At 46.1% G+C, this 16021-nt stretch carries 14 protein-coding genes and 2 tRNA genes; 10 read left to right on the top strand and 6 right to left on the bottom strand.

What is annotated here, in order from left to right:
- Nucleotides 1-3: 3 nt before the first annotated feature.
- Nucleotides 4-573 carry a hypothetical protein gene (locus KNO78_RS05705; protein ID WP_196430869.1) on the top strand — a complete coding sequence of 190 codons (570 nt, stop codon included), beginning with the start codon at nucleotides 4-6 and terminating at the stop codon, nucleotides 571-573.
- A gap of 36 nt (nucleotides 574-609) precedes the next feature.
- Here KNO78_RS05705 and KNO78_RS05700 read toward each other — a convergent pair whose 3' ends face one another.
- From KNO78_RS05700 to KNO78_RS05690, 3 genes are all read right to left on the bottom strand, one after another.
- Complete coding sequence (locus tag KNO78_RS05700; RefSeq protein WP_012726630.1) at nucleotides 610-780, bottom strand: DUF1427 family protein; 171 nt, start codon at nucleotides 778-780, stop codon at nucleotides 610-612.
- 91 nt (nucleotides 781-871) lie between these two features.
- Complete coding sequence (locus KNO78_RS05695) at nucleotides 872-3037, bottom strand: RNA degradosome polyphosphate kinase (protein ID WP_012726629.1); 2166 nt, start codon at nucleotides 3035-3037, stop codon at nucleotides 872-874.
- A gap of 2 nt (nucleotides 3038-3039) precedes the next feature.
- On the bottom strand, nucleotides 3040-4569 hold the full coding sequence (locus KNO78_RS05690; protein WP_074036632.1) for a Ppx/GppA family phosphatase: 1530 nt from the start codon (nucleotides 4567-4569) through the stop codon (nucleotides 3040-3042).
- 280 nt (nucleotides 4570-4849) lie between these two features.
- On the opposite strand from KNO78_RS05690, the gene tnpB reads away from it, so the two are divergent.
- From tnpB to KNO78_RS05665, 5 genes are all read left to right on the top strand, one after another.
- Entirely contained in the window at nucleotides 4850-5938 is a 1089-nt protein-coding gene (tnpB, locus tag KNO78_RS05685) for an IS200/IS605 family element RNA-guided endonuclease TnpB (protein WP_214690747.1), read from the top strand.
- Nucleotides 5939-6172: 234 nt separating this feature from the next.
- Nucleotides 6173-6934, top strand: a complete 762-nt coding sequence (locus KNO78_RS05680; protein ID WP_074036635.1) for a metal ABC transporter ATP-binding protein — start codon at nucleotides 6173-6175, stop codon at nucleotides 6932-6934.
- Nucleotides 6931-7788, top strand: a complete 858-nt coding sequence (locus KNO78_RS05675) for a metal ABC transporter permease (protein WP_214690748.1) — start codon at nucleotides 6931-6933, stop codon at nucleotides 7786-7788. The genes KNO78_RS05680 and KNO78_RS05675 overlap by 4 nt, the downstream gene beginning before the upstream one ends.
- Nucleotides 7781-8206: a Fur family transcriptional regulator gene (locus KNO78_RS05670; protein ID WP_012726625.1), complete on the top strand. Its 426-nt coding sequence runs from the start codon at nucleotides 7781-7783 to the stop codon at nucleotides 8204-8206. Before KNO78_RS05675 ends, KNO78_RS05670 begins: the two co-directional genes overlap by 8 nt.
- A gap of 35 nt (nucleotides 8207-8241) precedes the next feature.
- Nucleotides 8242-9630, top strand: coding sequence for an NAD(P)H-hydrate dehydratase (locus KNO78_RS05665; protein WP_214690749.1), 1389 nt, complete (start codon nucleotides 8242-8244; stop codon nucleotides 9628-9630).
- Between the two features lie 31 nt (nucleotides 9631-9661).
- Here KNO78_RS05665 and KNO78_RS05660 read toward each other — a convergent pair whose 3' ends face one another.
- Both KNO78_RS05660 and ispG read right to left on the bottom strand, forming a co-directional pair.
- On the bottom strand, nucleotides 9662-10246 hold the full coding sequence (locus tag KNO78_RS05660; RefSeq protein ID WP_214690750.1) for a hypothetical protein: 585 nt from the start codon (nucleotides 10244-10246) through the stop codon (nucleotides 9662-9664).
- 75 nt (nucleotides 10247-10321) lie between these two features.
- Nucleotides 10322-11443: a flavodoxin-dependent (E)-4-hydroxy-3-methylbut-2-enyl-diphosphate synthase gene (gene ispG / locus KNO78_RS05655; protein WP_012726622.1), complete on the bottom strand. Its 1122-nt coding sequence runs from the start codon at nucleotides 11441-11443 to the stop codon at nucleotides 10322-10324.
- Nucleotides 11444-11662: 219 nt separating this feature from the next.
- Between ispG and KNO78_RS05650 the strand changes: the two genes are divergently transcribed.
- Nucleotides 11663-13357, top strand: coding sequence for a methyl-accepting chemotaxis protein (locus tag KNO78_RS05650; protein WP_251125295.1), 1695 nt, complete (start codon nucleotides 11663-11665; stop codon nucleotides 13355-13357).
- 34 nt (nucleotides 13358-13391) lie between these two features.
- On the opposite strand, the gene KNO78_RS05645 is transcribed toward KNO78_RS05650, so the two are convergent.
- A complete protein-coding gene (locus tag KNO78_RS05645) occupies nucleotides 13392-13832 on the bottom strand; it encodes a hypothetical protein (RefSeq protein ID WP_214690751.1) in 441 nt (146 codons plus the stop codon).
- 180 nt (nucleotides 13833-14012) lie between these two features.
- On the opposite strand from KNO78_RS05645, the gene KNO78_RS05640 reads away from it, so the two are divergent.
- The 3 genes from KNO78_RS05640 (at nucleotide 14013) to KNO78_RS05630 (ending at nucleotide 15917) form a co-directional block, all read left to right on the top strand.
- On the top strand, nucleotides 14013-15656 hold the full coding sequence (locus KNO78_RS05640; RefSeq protein WP_214690752.1) for a Na/Pi cotransporter family protein: 1644 nt from the start codon (nucleotides 14013-14015) through the stop codon (nucleotides 15654-15656).
- A 106-nt stretch (nucleotides 15657-15762) separates the two neighbouring features.
- Nucleotides 15763-15836, top strand: a tRNA-Met gene (locus KNO78_RS05635).
- A 7-nt stretch (nucleotides 15837-15843) separates the two neighbouring features.
- Nucleotides 15844-15917: transfer RNA gene (locus KNO78_RS05630), tRNA-Ile, on the top strand.
- Nucleotides 15918-16021: the final 104 nt, after the last annotated feature.

The raw sequence follows: 16021 nt of genomic DNA, 5'->3' as shown, positions 1-16021 counted from the left end.
GCGATGAACGTCCTACAAGTCGATCCAAAGCGATATGATGTCTGGAACGCATTCCCGACTTATTTTCTTGAACAAAGTCCGGTTTATGTAAAGGGGTCCGTGACGACACCGACAGCATTTATCGAAGTGATGGGGCATGGCATCGTGGCGGAAGCAGAGGTGTTACTTGAAGAGACGATTGAGCGACCAGACGATCCGTATTGGCTCGGAGAGAAACAGGAAGGGATAGCGCTGTATTCCTTAGTCGACCTGTTACAACTTCATTTTCATCATCCGCTCTTGCAAGTGGGAATGTATGAGGGGGATGAACCGTACGAGTCGATTCGAACAAAATGGAATGACGGCTATCATGTACCATCGTCTAAATGGACGAAAGCGTCATATGAGGCGCACTTGTTTCGAGAAAAACTTCTAGCACCAAAGTCGAACGTGACGACTTGTGCGAACTGTCATGAAGACCTAGCTGAACGCTTTGGGCAAGAGGCGTATCACTTGATTGAGTATCACTTGACAGAGGAACGTGGCATCTGGGTTTGTCCGACCTGTCATAAAGCCATTCATACATTAGACTAAATAATAAAAGATGCCCTTTTTCGAGGGCATCTTTTATTAGAATGGCCAGTTCGCTACAGCAAATTGATAAACCTTCATTCCGAGGAATACCCCGAAAATCCCAACAACTCCTGGCAATACCGGTGGGGCAGGCAGTGGCAGTTTGAGTGCGGTGAAGATGGCACCACAAATCAAGCCGGCGAGTAATGATAATAAAATCTCCTGCATAAATAATTCCTCCGTCTCTAAATGAAAGCGCTTCATAATAACTGAATCGAATTTATTATACAACGAGTTTTCTTATTTGAGAAGTCTAACATCAGTCATCTGTCATTTTCTCGTTCTCGGCCCGAAGGCGGAGCACTTCGCGTTCCGCCCAATTTGACGGTTCTCGTTCGAATACGCTAGGTATGTTGTTCCATCGACCACCCGTATATTGATGGATGATAATTTGAGATTGAATCTCTTCCTCGTTGGTCTCTCGTTTCACGTATACATAGCGACCGTCAGAACGTTGTCTTCTTGCTTTCACATTATCGACGAGTTGAAGGGCCATCATATCTTTGATGTATGTTTTATGTGATGCGTTCAAGATAGGGAAGAGTATCTCGATCCGTTTTTTCATATTTCGTGTCATCCAGTCCGCAGAGGAACAGTACAAGTCTTCTTTTCCATTTTGGTAAAAATAAAAGATTCGGGAATGTTCGAGATATCGGTCGATGATCGAGATGACCTTGATGTTTTCAGAGACCCCTTTAATTCCCGGTCGTAAGCAACAAATGCCTCGGACAATCAAATCGATTTTCACTCCCGCGGACGAAGCATCATACAATTTTGTGATGATGGCCCGGTCCGTGATCGAGTTCATCTTAGCGACGATGCGACCGTTGCCGTACTTTTCATGCAGTTTGATCTCATCATCGATTTTATTCAAGAAGAAGTCTTTCATGTCGTCAGGCGACGTCTCGAACTGATGCCAAGATGGTCGTTCCCCATAACCGGATAACCAGTTGAAAAAGTTCGTTGCATCTTCAGCGAGTTCTTCATTTGTCGTGAGGAGCCCAATGTCTGTGTATAGCTTGGCGGTCGAATCGTTATAGTTACCGGTACCAAGATGAATGAACCGTTGCAACACACCACCTTCTAGAATGCGAACGACGAGGGTGATTTTTGAGTGTGTCTTCAGTTCTTTATAGCCGTAGATGACGTGAGCTCCGGCTTTCTCAAGTTGCTTCGCCCATTGAATGTTTTTTTCTTCATCAAAACGTGCTTTTAGTTCGACGAGGACAGTGACTTGTTTTCCGCTCTCGGCTGCATCAGTCAAGGCTTTGATGATGGGAGAGTCCCCGGAGACGCGATAGAGTGTCTGCTTGATTGCCAAGACGTTCGGGTCTTTGGCGGCTTGAACGATAAAACGGACGATTGGATCGAATGAATGATACGGGTGATGGAGCAGATAATCCTGTTTAGCGATACTTTGGAATAAATCTTTGCCCGATTCAAGACCTTCTGGGATAAATGGGATCAACGTTTCATTGATCATGTCATCATATTCCATCCCGATCTGATTGTAGATCCCAAACAGGAAGGTCAAGTCGATCGGACCGTCGACAATAAAGATATCCCGGTCATGTAAGTCAAGGACGTCTTGTAGCATGAACAAAAGTTCTTTTCGTAACGATCGTTGCTGTACCTCGAGTCGGATGGCAACCCCATATCTTCTCTTCTTCAATTCTTTCTCAATTTGTTTCAAGACGTCACGACTGCCCTCTTCGTGAAACGGCATGTCCGCGTTCCGCGTAATTCGGAATGGCATCGTGGACTCGACGACAAATCCTTTGAAGAGTGAGTCGATGAATTGAATGATCAAATCCTCAAGTAAAATCAAATCGGTATGTTCTTCATCATCAGTAGGTAGTTCCAGATACCGCGGAAGAACGGATGGCACTTGAACGAGGGCGAGTCGTTTTTTTCCTTCGCCATTCGAGGCAATCTCGACAGCAATGTTCAGTGACTTGGATAAGAGCATTGGGAACGGACGATAGGCATCGACTGCAATCGGTGTCAGGACAGGGAATACGTGCGTTCGAAAGTACTCTTTCACGAAGTCTTGTTGGGTCTTGTTCAAATGTTTCGTCCGTAAGAAGCGAACGTGCTGATTCGATAGCTGTTTCGTGATTTTTTTATATGTCGCATATTGTGTCTCGACGAGTTCTTGCGCTCGCATCGAAATGGACTTGATCTGCTGTTTTGGAGTGAGGCCCGTCTTATCTTCCGGACGATTGAACCCGGCGAGGACCTCATCTTTCAATCCACCGACTCGTACCATATAAAATTCATCAAGGTTAGAACTGAAAATCGCCAAAAATTTCAATCGTTCCATCAATGGATTTCGTTCATCCATCGCCTCCTCGAGGACACGCTCGTTAAAGTCGAGCCAGCTGAGTTCACGGTTGTTAAAATGTTCATTCGTATATTCGGACATGGTTACTCCTCCTCGCTCAAGACAATCTCAATCGATTGATCAATTGCGCGTTCTAAATGCTTTTTATGGCGAGTGCTTCGCTGCAACTCAAAACGTGCAGAACCATTCGTATCTAGCGTAAGTGTGAGACCGTCCTTTGTACTAGCAACATGGATGTCCGTCACGATCTGACGCTCCGTCAAGTCGAGGGCATCGACGAGTTTCACAATCGACCCGAGTAGCTCCAAACTCTTCAATAACTTTTGATCAAACCATTTCGGGAAAGCCTCGATATGTTGTTCCAATACTCGTTTTGATTTGAAGGATGTGACGAGGGCAAGAGCGAGTCGATCCTCGTTGTTTAGTCCTTTGAAATCGTTTGTGGTAATCAGATGGAACGTGTGGTCACTTTTATTGTTGTGATCGATATATTCACCGACATAGGCAAGGCGGCAGGCACCTTCAAGAAGACCAGGCTCAAATGGTTTCGGTTTAATCGCCTTCACTTCAATTAATCCGGTATACAACTGTCTAGCCAATCGGATGAGATGTTGATGACGAGTCGGGTTCACGTCGTATTGTTTTTCAAAATGACGAAAACTTTCTTCTTTCACATCGGCAAAACGAACTTTATCATGCTCATGTAAATAGTTTTCATAGAAGAGACCTTCACGGAGTCCATTGTTACTCATCGTGAACTCAGGTACTTTCAAATATTTAGCGAGTTCGCCGATTGCTGTCACGGCAGGCGCGATGATGTCGACCCGGTCTTTTGACAGCCCATCCAAACGTCCGAGTTGTTTGCTCGACATTCCGACGAGTTCATCTATGACGTCCTCCAATTGTTCAGCAGAAATCGTATACTGATGGATTCCTTCAAGCGGGAAGTTCGATATGGTCTGTTCGACCCGGACTAAGTTACGAGCCGTCCCGCCGACACCGACAAGAGGGACACCGTGTGGTTCGAGCCATTCAATTTCCTTGAATGCCTTCTTTAAGTATGCGGTCAACGCTTTCCGCTCGTCTTTCGTCATCGTCTCATCTTTCATGAATTCTTTCGTTAACGTCACGGCACCGAAAGGGAAACTATGATAGAAGACGAGTTCGCGGTTCTGAAAATATGTGACTTCCATTGATCCCCCACCAATATCGACAGAATATCCATCTTCCACATAGGTAGAGTTGACGATGGCCGAATATCCGTAAAATGCTTCTTCGTAATCGCTCAACAGGCGGATGGTCATCCCAGTAGATTGTTTGACATTCTGCAAAATCTCATCTGAGTTATTTGCGTTTCGAATGGCTGCTGTCGCTACTGGGAGCACATCAGTAACGTGATGATGGTCGTTTAACTCTTTAAAGTGACGTAACGTATCGATGAGTGAAGCGATTCCTTCTTCAGTCATTTCATTCGCATCACTAATATGGCTGGACAATCGCGCGACTTCTTTCACATTTAACCGTTCGAAGTATTGTCCTTCCTCGTTCACTTCGAAGATGACGTTTCGAATCGAGTTGGATCCGATATCAATAACTGCCAGTTTCTTTTCCATAAAACCATCCCCTTCATAATACTAGTGTAATCGACAAGGTTTTGAACGAACATACGATTTACGTTAATTTTAACAAAATCAGGCGAGAATTCTCCCTCCTCTAAGCGTCTCGGGGCGAAGCCCGGCGTAGGCGGGTGATGAATCGCCCGGTCCAAAACTTTTTTCCCTTGTGACAGATATGACGAACAAAAGTTCGTGATTACGTCAGATTCTCCCTCTCCCTCCGCGGTATCGGATGAGGAGAACATATCACGATCTGCTGGAGGGAGGAGGGACGGACATGCTGAAAGGCTATAAATACAGGCTCCACCCGACGCCGGCACAGGCCGAGTTCCTGATTAAGACGATCGGCTGCGCCCGGTTCATCTACAACAAGCTGCTCGAGGACCGCATCGCCATCCGCGAGGAGGCGAAAGCGGGGAACGGAACGAGACGGAAACCGGCGACACCCGCCTCCTTCAAGCCCCTGTTCCCGTTCCTCGCCGAGGCGGACAGCCTCGCGCTAGCGAACGCGAAGCTGAACCTCGACACCGCGTTCGCGAAGTTCTTCGCCGGGACGGGCGGCTTCCCGAACTTCAAATCGAGACGACGTTCACGCGCCTCCTACACGACGAACAACCAGCACGGAACGATCCGCATCGAGGCGGGCAAGGTTCGGCTGCCGAAGGTCGGGTTCGTGCGGTTCACACAACATCGTCCGTTCGAGGGCGTCATCCGGTCGGCGACGGTCTCGATGACGAGGACGGGTAAGTTCTTCATCTCCATCCTCGTCGAACAGGACGATGAACCATGGATTCCAGCCGAGAACAAGGTCGGGATCGATCTCGGTATAGGACACTTCGCCGTCATGACGAACGATGCGATGGTCTCCGAGAAGGTCGACAACCCTCGCTTTCTCCGAAAATCCGAAGCGAAGGTCAAGAAGGCGCAGCGCGCTTTGTCATGCAAGAAGATCGGGAGCAAGAATCGTGAAAAAGCCAAATTACTTTTGGCTAAGAAACACGAAAAGATCACGAATCAACGTAAGGACTTCCTTCACAAGCTGTCGAGACGGATCGTTGACGAGAACCAAGTCATCGTCGTGGAGACATTGAAGTCGAACAACATGATGAAGAACCACAAGGTCGCCAAAGCGATTGCAGATGTCAGTTGGTACGAGTTCGTCCGTCAACTCGAGTACAAATCAAACTTCTACGGACGGACGCTCATTAAGGCGGACCCCTGGTTCGCATCGACGCAGATCTGTTCTTCTTGTGGCGTGAAAGGCGAGAAGAAGGCGATGGATGTCCGTGAATGGACGTGTGCCTGTGGCGCGAATCATGACCGTGACATCAACGCGAGCATCAACCTATTGATGTTGGCTGACTGACAAATCCTTCAGGGCAGGGACTGCCCGACGAGCTTGGTCCATAACCGTGGCTAGTAAAAGTACGGTCTTCCCAAGAAGCTCCCACTTCAATTTGTGAAACAGATAAGTGGCGAGTAGTTCACCATTTGGCTAGATGAAACCGGTCTTGCTTGAAGGTATGCGTGATATTCTGTATAATACAAACGCCTAGAAAGTAGAAATGATTACGATTTAACATATGAGAGAAGGGATTAGATGACTACATCTGTCGTCAAATTAAACGAGGTGTCTTACTTCTATGATGGGACACCAGCCTTACAAAACGTATCGATTGATATTCGACAAGGGGACTTTGTCGCAATCGTTGGAGAAAACGGTTCTGGGAAGTCGACTTTGATTCGAACCATTCTTGGATTACTGAACCCGCAACAAGGGTCGGTCGAATTGTTCGGCAAGCCCATTTCGCAGTTTAAAGACAAGTCTCGTATCAGTTACGTTTCCCAAAAAGCGGCTTCCTTTAACTCGGGATTCCCGGTTACCGTCGAAGAAGTTGTTGCGATGGGCAGATATGGACGTCTCGGTTTATTCAAACGTTTAAAAATGGAAGACCAGGCAGCGATTCAAAATGCGTTACAAACGGTCAACATGTGGCAGTTTCGTCATCGGAAAATTGGAGATCTGTCCGGTGGGCAACAACAGCGTGTTTTTATCGCTCGGGCGATGGTCAACCAGCCTGATCTATTGATTCTCGATGAGCCGACCGTCGGCGTGGACCAAAAACACTTACAAGATTTTTATGAAGTCTTGCATATGCTTCGTGAACATACGACTTGTACGTTCGTCCTCGTCACCCACGATTTAAACGTGGTGACCGATCTTGTCACGAAAGTCGTCCATCTCGACCGCGGACGATTAGCATGCAATTGTGGACTGAGAGAATATAGCGAGCTCGGAGAACTCGCATCGTCCATCAAACCTTATCCTGTCAAAGTTCTTGTTCACGAGGGAACGACATGATCACAGATCTTTGGACATATAGTTTTTTACGTTATGCGTTCATTGCAGCACTTGTGATCGGGTTTACCGCACCGCTCATCGGTTCATTCATTGTAGTGAGACGGATGAGCTTGATTGCCGATGCATTGTCACACATGACGCTTGCCGGAATTTCGTTCAGTTTATTTCTCGGACAATATATCGCTCTATTCGCTGACCTGAACCCACTGTATATGGGAACGCTCATCTCTGTATTGGCTGCGTTAGGACTCAATTGGCTTCGAGGTAAATATGTGCACTTCCAGGAACTATCCATTCCGATTATGATGTCCGCAGGAATGGGACTTAGTGCCATCTTTATCTCGCTATCACGAGGATTCTCGGTCGACTTGTCCACACTCTTGTTTGGATCGATTTCAGCTGTGAGTCAATCGGACATCACATTGATTGTCAGTGTAGCCGTCTTGACGGCCTTTGTGATTCTTATTTTCTATAAGCAGTTGCTGTTCTTGTCATTTGATGAAGAACAGGCAAAAGTGTCAGGATTACCGAGTACGATGCTTCACCTTTTATTCATGTTCATTGTAGCGCTTGTGATTGCCGTCAGCATGCGAATTGTTGGAACACTTCTCGTATCTAGTTTGATTACGTTACCCGTCGCAGCGGCGCTACGCTTTACTTCGAGTTTCAAACAGACCATTATGTGGTCCATCATCTTCGGAGAGGTCGCGACAATCGGTGGACTTGTCCTTGCGTATGATCTCGATGTCGCTCCGGGCGGTGTTATCGTATTGATAGCAGTCGGTATTTTAGCAGCCGTCATGGCGTTCGAGAAAGTCATGAGTTTTAAGAAAAAGGAGGTACAACATGAATGAGACTGAACAATTGAATCGTCTTCGTGCATCTTCTTTAAAAGTGACGCCGAAACGTCTTGAAATGTATGCTTATCTCTCTGAAGAAGACCGATATATCAGTGCGAAGGAAGTACTCGAGTACATGCGAGACAAACATCCGACGATGAGTTTTGATACGGTGTATCGAAATTTGAAGTCGTTTGCGGAGGAAGGATTACTTGAAGCGACGGAACTCGATGGTGAGAAATCCTTTCGAGTCACCTGCAGTGCGGCACATCACCATCATCATTTGATTTGTCGGAGCTGTGGAAAGACGAAACTGCTCGATTTATGTCCGATGCGCTTTGTAGAGGCGCTCGACCCTGAATTTGAAGTGGTCGATCATAAATTTGAGATATATGGGTATTGTAAAGAATGTAAGCAAAAGGGATTGATTTGATTCAATCCCTTTTTTGTATCGAAGGGGGAGGTTAGATGATCTATACAGCTGCTGAGATTAAGCAGATCGATCGCACAGCGATTCAAAATGGGATGCCCGAAGAGGTGTTGATGGAGCGAGCGGCCTCGGCGATTGTGCCTCACATTCGAATCGATTCGCAGTCTACCATTTTGGTGATTTGTGGCACAGGCAACAACGGTGGGGACGGTTGGGTCGTAGCTCGAGAGATTGCTATGAAAGGGCATGAGGTCAGCGTGTGGTCACCGTTAGGGAAAAGTCAAACGGAGGCGGCTGCAATCCATGCTTCCTATGCATCTTCATTCCTTCGCCTTGTGGAACGGCCAATCCAAACAGATATCATCATTGATGCCTTGTTTGGCGTTGGGTTGTCCGGTCCCGTGACTGGTCAAGCGCGGGAAGTGATTGAATGGGTGAATCGTCAATCGACGCCTGTCATTTCGATTGATGTACCATCAGGCATACCGAGTGATCATGCTCGAGACTTTGATAATATAGCGATACGGGCGACGTATACGTATTCGTTACACGGTTTCAAACGTTCGACATTCTTAAATCGGACTGCTCCATTCTATGGCAAAGTGGAACGGATTGATATCGGACTCCGACATACATCCGATTGGAAGGTGTTGACCGAAACTGATTTCGATCGATCTCTTTTGGAGCGCGACCAATTCAGTCATAAGACGACATATGGACACGGGATGCTTATCGGGGGGAGTCGTCATTTTCTCGGTGCGCCATTCTTGGGTGGTCGTGCTGCAACTCGTTCTGGTATCGGCTTATTACGTCTCTCCATTCCACGTGAAGCGATCCCGCTTATCTCAACACTGCCTGAGGCGATGTATCAGCAACACACCGATGTGGTGGAACAACCGTACGATGCACTTGCCATCGGTCCCGGTATGGTCGAAGGGGAAGCGTTGAATCTCATTTGGCAATACGCAAAACAGCAGTCTTGTCCTGTCATCTTGGACGCTGGGGCACTATCGACGAAACGATTGGAAACCCGGGGGCCGCTTACGCTGACACCGCATCCAGGTGAATTTTCAAGATTGACCGGAAAATCGGTTGAAGAGATCGAGGCAGATCGGTTTTCCATCGCTTGTGAGTTCGCGAAGCAACACCGAGTCCATTTGATTTTAAAAGGAACGTATACGATCATCGTTACACCTGACGGAACAGGTGCCGTCAATACCGTTGAAGCATCGGCGTTAGCGAAAGGTGGAAGTGGGGACGTGTTGACCGGAATCCTACTTGCGCTATGGGCTAGAAGAAAAAAGCCTTCGGCACCGAACGAGCAAGCGGTGCTATGGCATGCGCTCGCTGCCAAGTCGATTAGCCAGAGTATACACCCCGCAAGTGTACTCGCAAGCGATATAATCGAAGAGCTCGGACGAATTTAAAAGGCAAGCCCGATTGTGTCGGGCTTGCCTTTTAACGTTGCTGTAGAACGATTTGTTTCTCCAATTGCGCGACATGGTGATACGCCTCACGCCATGTCGAAATGCGAGTTACGCCTTCAGGTAACGTCTTACGATTATAGGGTGCGTCGAATAGGAGTACTGGAATTGACGTTTCTTCATGAATCGAGATGGCATTCTCATACCGGTCTTCCATAAACAGTTCGAGTGACAAGTCTTTGACGACATTGATTTTATCGTGAGAACCGGTCATGACCAACGAATCAAGGGGCAAACGATGCTGTTTGATCCATTCTTCGGTAACCGGTCGAACCGCCTCACTTCGGGCGGTGACGTAATGCAGGTGATGTTGCTGCTTTAATTCCCATAACACATCCAACACATCAGAGTGCGGAAGTGAACGACGGTAAATCGCTTCTTCATGCCCCTCTTCAATCATAAACTTCCAAAATTCATGTTGCTCCATCGTCGTATACGTGTGCAACTCGTACTCGGTCGCACGATGATAGTCAATCGAATAGCCGAGTGATTCATTCATATATATAAAACAACTTTTAGGATCTGTAACGGTTCCATCCAAATCAATGCCGATTCGCATCTCATCACTCCTCCTCACATGCCCTCTATTCTATCAAAAACCCGTACGGTTGCAACCGTACGGGCATGAGATTCATTAATTTGATTGGTTTGCGAGCTCTTGTTCTTCGCGCTCACGTTCCGCCATTTTTTCAGCAGCGATCGCATCGATTTCTTTTTTCAATTCTTCGACCATCGTCGCCTCAGGCACTTTACGGATGATCTTTCCGTGACGGAAGAGAAGTCCTTCATTACGTGCGCCTGCGATTCCGATGTCCGCTTCACGAGCCTCACCAGGACCGTTTACCGCACATCCGAGAACGGCAACTTTAATGTTGACGTTGATGTTTTGGATGTATTCTTCTACCTCTTTTGCAATCGAAATCAAATCGATTTCAATTCGTCCACATGTTGGACAAGAGATCAAAGTCGCGGCATTTGCTGCAAGTCCAAATGACTTGAGCACTTCTTTCGCAACTTTTACTTCCTCAACCGGGTCGTCTGAAAGTGAAACTCGAACTGTTGAACCGATTCCAAGAGAGAGAATCGCACCGAGTCCTGCAGCCGATTTAAGTGAACCGGAGAAGAGTGGACCTGACTCTGTGATGCCGACGTGAAGAGGATAATCAAACGTCTTCGCAGCGAGTGTGTAGGCTTCGAGTGCAAGGTTTACGTCTGAAGCTTTGAGCGAGATGATCGTGTTATAGAAGCCGAGATCCTCGAGAATCTTCACGTGGTGCATCGCACTCTCGACCATACCTTGCGCGGTCGGATATCCATACTTTTCAAGGAATTGTTTTTCTAATGAGCCGGCGTTGACACCGATTCGAATTGGAATCCCTTTTGCTTTCGCCGCATTGACGACGGCCTCTACTTTCTCACGACGACCGATGTTACCCGGGTTAATCCGGATTTTATCGACGCCACTTTCAATGGCTTTTAAAGCAAGCTTGTAGTCGAAGTGGATGTCGACGACGAGCGGGATATTGATGCGGCTCTTAATTTCTGCAAGTGCGTCAGCTGCACGTTCGTCTGGACAAGCCACGCGAACGACTTGGCAACCAGCTTCCTCAAGACGCTTGATTTCGGCGACTGTTGCCTCGACGTCATGCGTTTTCGTAGTGGTCATAGATTGAATAATGACTTCGTTCGATCCTCCGATAATCAAGTTACCGACGCGGACCGGACGTGTTAATGAACGATGCAAAATTTCTGACATATACGTAATCTCCTTCTTTTGGAAAGAATCCAATCGATTTAAGATGATAAGGTTTCTTCATTATCATAACGAAAAGAATGTGAAAAAGCATCTAGGATGCGTGACGGATGTGTGCTCTTTACAAACTCTAACGCTATCTTAACATCTACTTCATAATTTTCCACCGTCTCAAGACCGATATATAGGCGAGATTAGAAAAAGAGGTGGCTTAACGTGAAGATGAATTTCAAGCGCAATCAAATGAAGGGTACGGGACGAAACGCTCGACTAAATCGTCATTTTAAAATAGGGCACCGCCTCCAATGGACGCTCATGCCAATCATATTACTTGTCTTTATCGTGACGTTTAGCTGGTTCGCCCTAAAGTCTGAACAACTATTGTCCGCAGAAATCGAGCAGCGCCTTATGCGAGAAGTTACGGTCATGCGAGAATCGGTGAAGACGTCGTACAGTGCATATGTAGCAAACGAGAAGCAACTCAACCGGTCATTAAAATCTACTTATATGCAACAAGCTTCTATTCTATCGGGAGATGATTTTGAAGCAGCGCAATTTTTAGTACGTGGAGAGTCTGTTGAGCAATTGAGTGGGTCAAAAGGAATGAAAACAGAGCAGATTGTAGGGAAAGTTTCACAAACGACAACATCTGAAGTAGAAGAGACAGATGGTTTACTAATGGCATCGGTCTCGATCCCTGAGCTAAAAGCAGATTACGTTCTCGTTGTCACGAAAGAATCTGCGCTTGGTCCAATGACTGAACTGCGAAAATATATCACGTTCATTTTATTCATTGCGATGATTGGGATGGCCATCCTCTTTTCGCGATTGATTCATCGTGAAGTCAAACCGTTGAGTGTATTGGCCCATTCATTGCGCCGTGCCGTTGAAACGCGTCGTTTCGATGACGTGGCACTTGGAGCGAAATCCAAAGAAATCCATATACTCGAAACCGAGTTCAACACGTTCATTCAATTATGGAATCAGTCCATGGATATGATGGGGAAGACAGCGAGTGCATTTCATCAAAGTCTTCCAATCTTCCAACAAGAACTGATGAACAGCCATCATCAGGTTGAACAATTCCGTGAAGTTGCGGTTACGGTAGAACATACGAGTCATTCATATCAGTCGGTGACAAGCGATTCTACATTCAAAATGAGAGAAGTGACACAACAAATCGAAATGCTGGAACATCAAATTTCGAGTGTGGACGACCGTGGCAATCGACTGAAATCCATATTACATGAAGAACTTGAAACGTTCTATTCTGTGAAAGAGGCGAGTGATTATGTTGAGCAACAAGTGGAGAGTATTCAACAAAAGCTTGAAGAGAGTGAGTCGAACTCTTCAAAAGCGGATGAGGCGCTAAAGAGTATCCTATCGGTGTCGACAGCTACGAAGATGTTGTCGCTTAACGCATCGATTGAGGCAGCCCGCGCAGGAGAACATGGTAAAGGATTTGCTGTTGTTGCCAATGAAGTTGGGAAGTTAGCAAAAATGACGAATGAAGCGACACTTCTCGCGGTAGATGCAATCGAAGCATTGAACGAAGAACGAAAGGACCTGTTGTTTGAAGTCAATGACTTTATCAAAGAAGTGCATCTATTAAAAGATGCTGTTTATCGAGTAGAGATAGGAATCGGAACAATCGATCATGAAATCAAAGTTCAGTTAGATGAGTTTCAGTCCATCTCGGATCAAACGTCACATACGGGGAGACAGCTCTTGCAATTAATCGAATCGAATGAGCGGTTGCGAGAAATCAGTTCGTTACTCGAACGAAAGTTATTCGAGCTGAACGACGGTGTCGAACGATGGTCCAATGTGCAGTCTGCCTTACAGTCTGCAGGTACTGACTTGAGTGACCAAAGTGAAGCACTGAATCAGACGCTCGAGGAACTTTCTCCGGCATAAAAATAACGACAAGCGTTTACGAAGACGCTTGTCGTTATTTTTTTTTTGGCACTTTCGTTAAAGGGTAGGTGATATATCCGAGTCCAATGATGAAACCAATCCATATAAGAGACGGGTTCATGTGGTACAACACCACTAATATAACGGTAGGGACGAATGTCATCGCCACGGCATATGGCCAAGCTTGACGGTAGGCCCACATGTTTTTCGAGTAGACTTTTGTAACCAACTGAACATATAAAGCCATGATGGCGACCCAAAGTAAATAGAAAAAGAAAATGGCGAATCCGTGTAAGAATAGCCACATCGGAACGAAAAAATCAGGACGAATCACAATAAAGTCCAAGACAGTGATCAGAAGCGTCAACACGAGAGTGGCTCCCATATAGGCATGGAGCGGGGCTAAACGAAGACGCAATACTTGCTTAGATGGGACAAGACTTGTCCGAAGGAACGTCAAAATAGTGGACAACATACTAAAAACTCCAATCTGTTGTATTACAGAAGTCGATAAGATGCATGAAGTGGTACAGTGTTTTAATAAAACTTTTACATTAAACGTGTTTACATGATACTACCGATGAAGGCATAATGAGTAGGGCATTAAAAACCAAGCAAATCCAACCAATTCTTAATTAAAAGGAGTACAAAAATCGTGGAATACAATTTGCAAGAAATGTTATTCATGTTTTTTGGAGGTCTAGGGATCTTCCTCTTCGGGATCAAATCGATGGGAGACGGACTCCAAAAGTCTGCAGGGAATCGCCTGCGAGACATCCTTGATAAGTATACAACGAATCCATTCCTTGGGGTACTCGCCGGGATTATCGTTACTGTATTGATTCAATCATCTTCAGGTACAACCGTCATTACGGTCGGACTTGTTAGCGCCGGGTTCATGACACTCCGTCAAGCAATCGGGGTCATCATGGGGGCGAACATCGGGACGACGGTGACGGCGTTCATCATCGGATTCGATGTTGGTGCATATGCGCTTCCAATCATTGCAATCGGTGCAGTATTGTTGTTCTTCTTTAAAAAAGAAAAATTACAACACCTTGGTCAAATCTTCTTTGGCTTCGGGATGTTGTTCTATGGACTTGAATTAATGGGAAGTGGGATGAAACCACTTCGTTCAAGTGAATATTTCATCGACTTGACGCAATCAATGAGTGACAACCCGTTCCTCGGTGTTATCGTTGGTACAGTATTTACCGTGATTGTTCAATCATCGTCTGCGACGATCGGAATCTTGCAAGAACTATATGCTGGTGGTTCCATCGATTTAGGTGCTGCTTTACCGGTATTGTTCGGAGATAACATCGGAACAACGATCACAGCGATTTTGGCATCGATTGGTGCATCAGTTGCCGCACGTCGTGCAGCAGCGGCACACGTCATCTTTAACTTGATCGGTACGACAATCTTTATGATCTTGTTAGTTCCGTTCACAAACTATATCTATTGGATCACAGAACTCTTGGCGATTGAAGATAAGATGCAAATCGCATTCGCACACGGTACGTTCAACGTCGTCAACACTTTCATCCAGTTCTGGTTCATCGGAACGATTGCTTGGATCGTGACGAAGTTGGTTCCTGGTGAAGACTCAATCGTCGATACGAAAGCACAACATTTAGACCCGATCTTCATTCAACAGTCACCATCGATTGCAGTCGAGCAAGCGAAATACGAAGTCATCCGCATGGGAGATTTCGCAAAACTCGGTCTCGATGAAGCACGCAACTATTTGACGACTGGCGACAAGAAGCACGCTGAAAAGTCGGCACATATCGAAGAAGCATTGAACTCGTTGAATGCGAAAATTACAGATTACCTCGTGAAATTGGCTGCTGTTGATTTGACAGAACAAGAATCTCAAGAACACAAAACACTCATGCATGCCATCAACGATATCGAGCGAATCGGTGATCACGTTGAGAACATCATCGAGTTGATTGATTATAAGACAGCTACGAAAGTGACGCTTTCGGCAGATGCACAAAAAGAATTGACTGAAATGTACGACCTCACACGTGCGACATTAGAGAAATCTCTTCAAACGTTGGGGAGCGGCGACATGATTGAAGCACGTAAAGTCATTGAAATGGAAGCGAAACTCGACATGCTCGAGCGTCAATTCCGTAAGAACCACGTCGTTCGTTTGAACACGGGTGCTTGCGATGGACAAGCAGGTATGTTCTTCGTCGATATGCTCTCGAACTTGGAGCGAATCGGTGACCATGCTATGAACATCACGGAAATCACACTTGAAGATGCAAACGAAGTAACCGTATAAATCAGAAGCACTCCAAATGAAATTTGGGGTGCTTTTTCTTATTCGGCAAGGAATACTCCTTGACACTCCAAGACATATTCAGTATATTATTACTGTATAACAACATGGCGGTGTAGCTCAGCTGGCTAGAGCGTACGGTTCATACCCGTGAGGTCGTGGGTTCGACTCCCTCCGCCGCTATTTATAAGGACCCTTAGCTCAGCTGGTTAGAGCAGACGGCTCATAACCGTCCGGTCGTAGGTTCAAGTCCTACAGGGTCCATTCGTAAGCGACGTCACAATGTGAACGTCGCTTTTTTGTTTTCAATCTAAAATTGCTGGGTAAATACTCGTTAGCATTTTGTTTTTTGAAAAATATGAAATGAG

The organism is Exiguobacterium sp. s132 (assembly GCF_018617235.1).
Classification (GTDB): domain Bacteria; phylum Bacillota; class Bacilli; order Exiguobacteriales; family Exiguobacteriaceae; genus Exiguobacterium; species Exiguobacterium profundum.
This window is presented reverse-complemented; position numbering and strand designations above follow the sequence as displayed.

Excerpts from the sequence above, each read along its gene's own strand:
- KNO78_RS05675 (WP_214690748.1), top strand. The coding sequence starts at position 6,931 with ATGATCACAGATCTTTGGACATATAGTTTTTTACGTTATGCGTTCATT.
- KNO78_RS05665 (WP_214690749.1), top strand. The coding sequence starts at position 8,242 with ATGATCTATACAGCTGCTGAGATTAAGCAGATCGATCGCACAGCGATT.
- KNO78_RS05700 (WP_012726630.1), bottom strand. The coding sequence starts at position 780 with ATGCAGGAGATTTTATTATCATTACTCGCCGGCTTGATTTGTGGTGCC.
- KNO78_RS05680 (WP_074036635.1), top strand. The coding sequence starts at position 6,173 with ATGACTACATCTGTCGTCAAATTAAACGAGGTGTCTTACTTCTATGAT.
- tnpB (WP_214690747.1), top strand. The coding sequence starts at position 4,850 with ATGCTGAAAGGCTATAAATACAGGCTCCACCCGACGCCGGCACAGGCC.
- KNO78_RS05650 (WP_251125295.1), top strand. The coding sequence starts at position 11,663 with ATGAATTTCAAGCGCAATCAAATGAAGGGTACGGGACGAAACGCTCGA.
- KNO78_RS05645 (WP_214690751.1), bottom strand. The coding sequence starts at position 13,832 with ATGTTGTCCACTATTTTGACGTTCCTTCGGACAAGTCTTGTCCCATCT.
- KNO78_RS05660 (WP_214690750.1), bottom strand. The coding sequence starts at position 10,246 with ATGCGAATCGGCATTGATTTGGATGGAACCGTTACAGATCCTAAAAGT.
- KNO78_RS05670 (WP_012726625.1), top strand. The coding sequence starts at position 7,781 with ATGAATGAGACTGAACAATTGAATCGTCTTCGTGCATCTTCTTTAAAA.
- ispG (WP_012726622.1), bottom strand. The coding sequence starts at position 11,443 with ATGTCAGAAATTTTGCATCGTTCATTAACACGTCCGGTCCGCGTCGGT.
- KNO78_RS05705 (WP_196430869.1), top strand. The coding sequence starts at position 4 with ATGAACGTCCTACAAGTCGATCCAAAGCGATATGATGTCTGGAACGCA.
- KNO78_RS05690 (WP_074036632.1), bottom strand. The coding sequence starts at position 4,569 with ATGGAAAAGAAACTGGCAGTTATTGATATCGGATCCAACTCGATTCGA.
- KNO78_RS05695 (WP_012726629.1), bottom strand. The coding sequence starts at position 3,037 with ATGTCCGAATATACGAATGAACATTTTAACAACCGTGAACTCAGCTGG.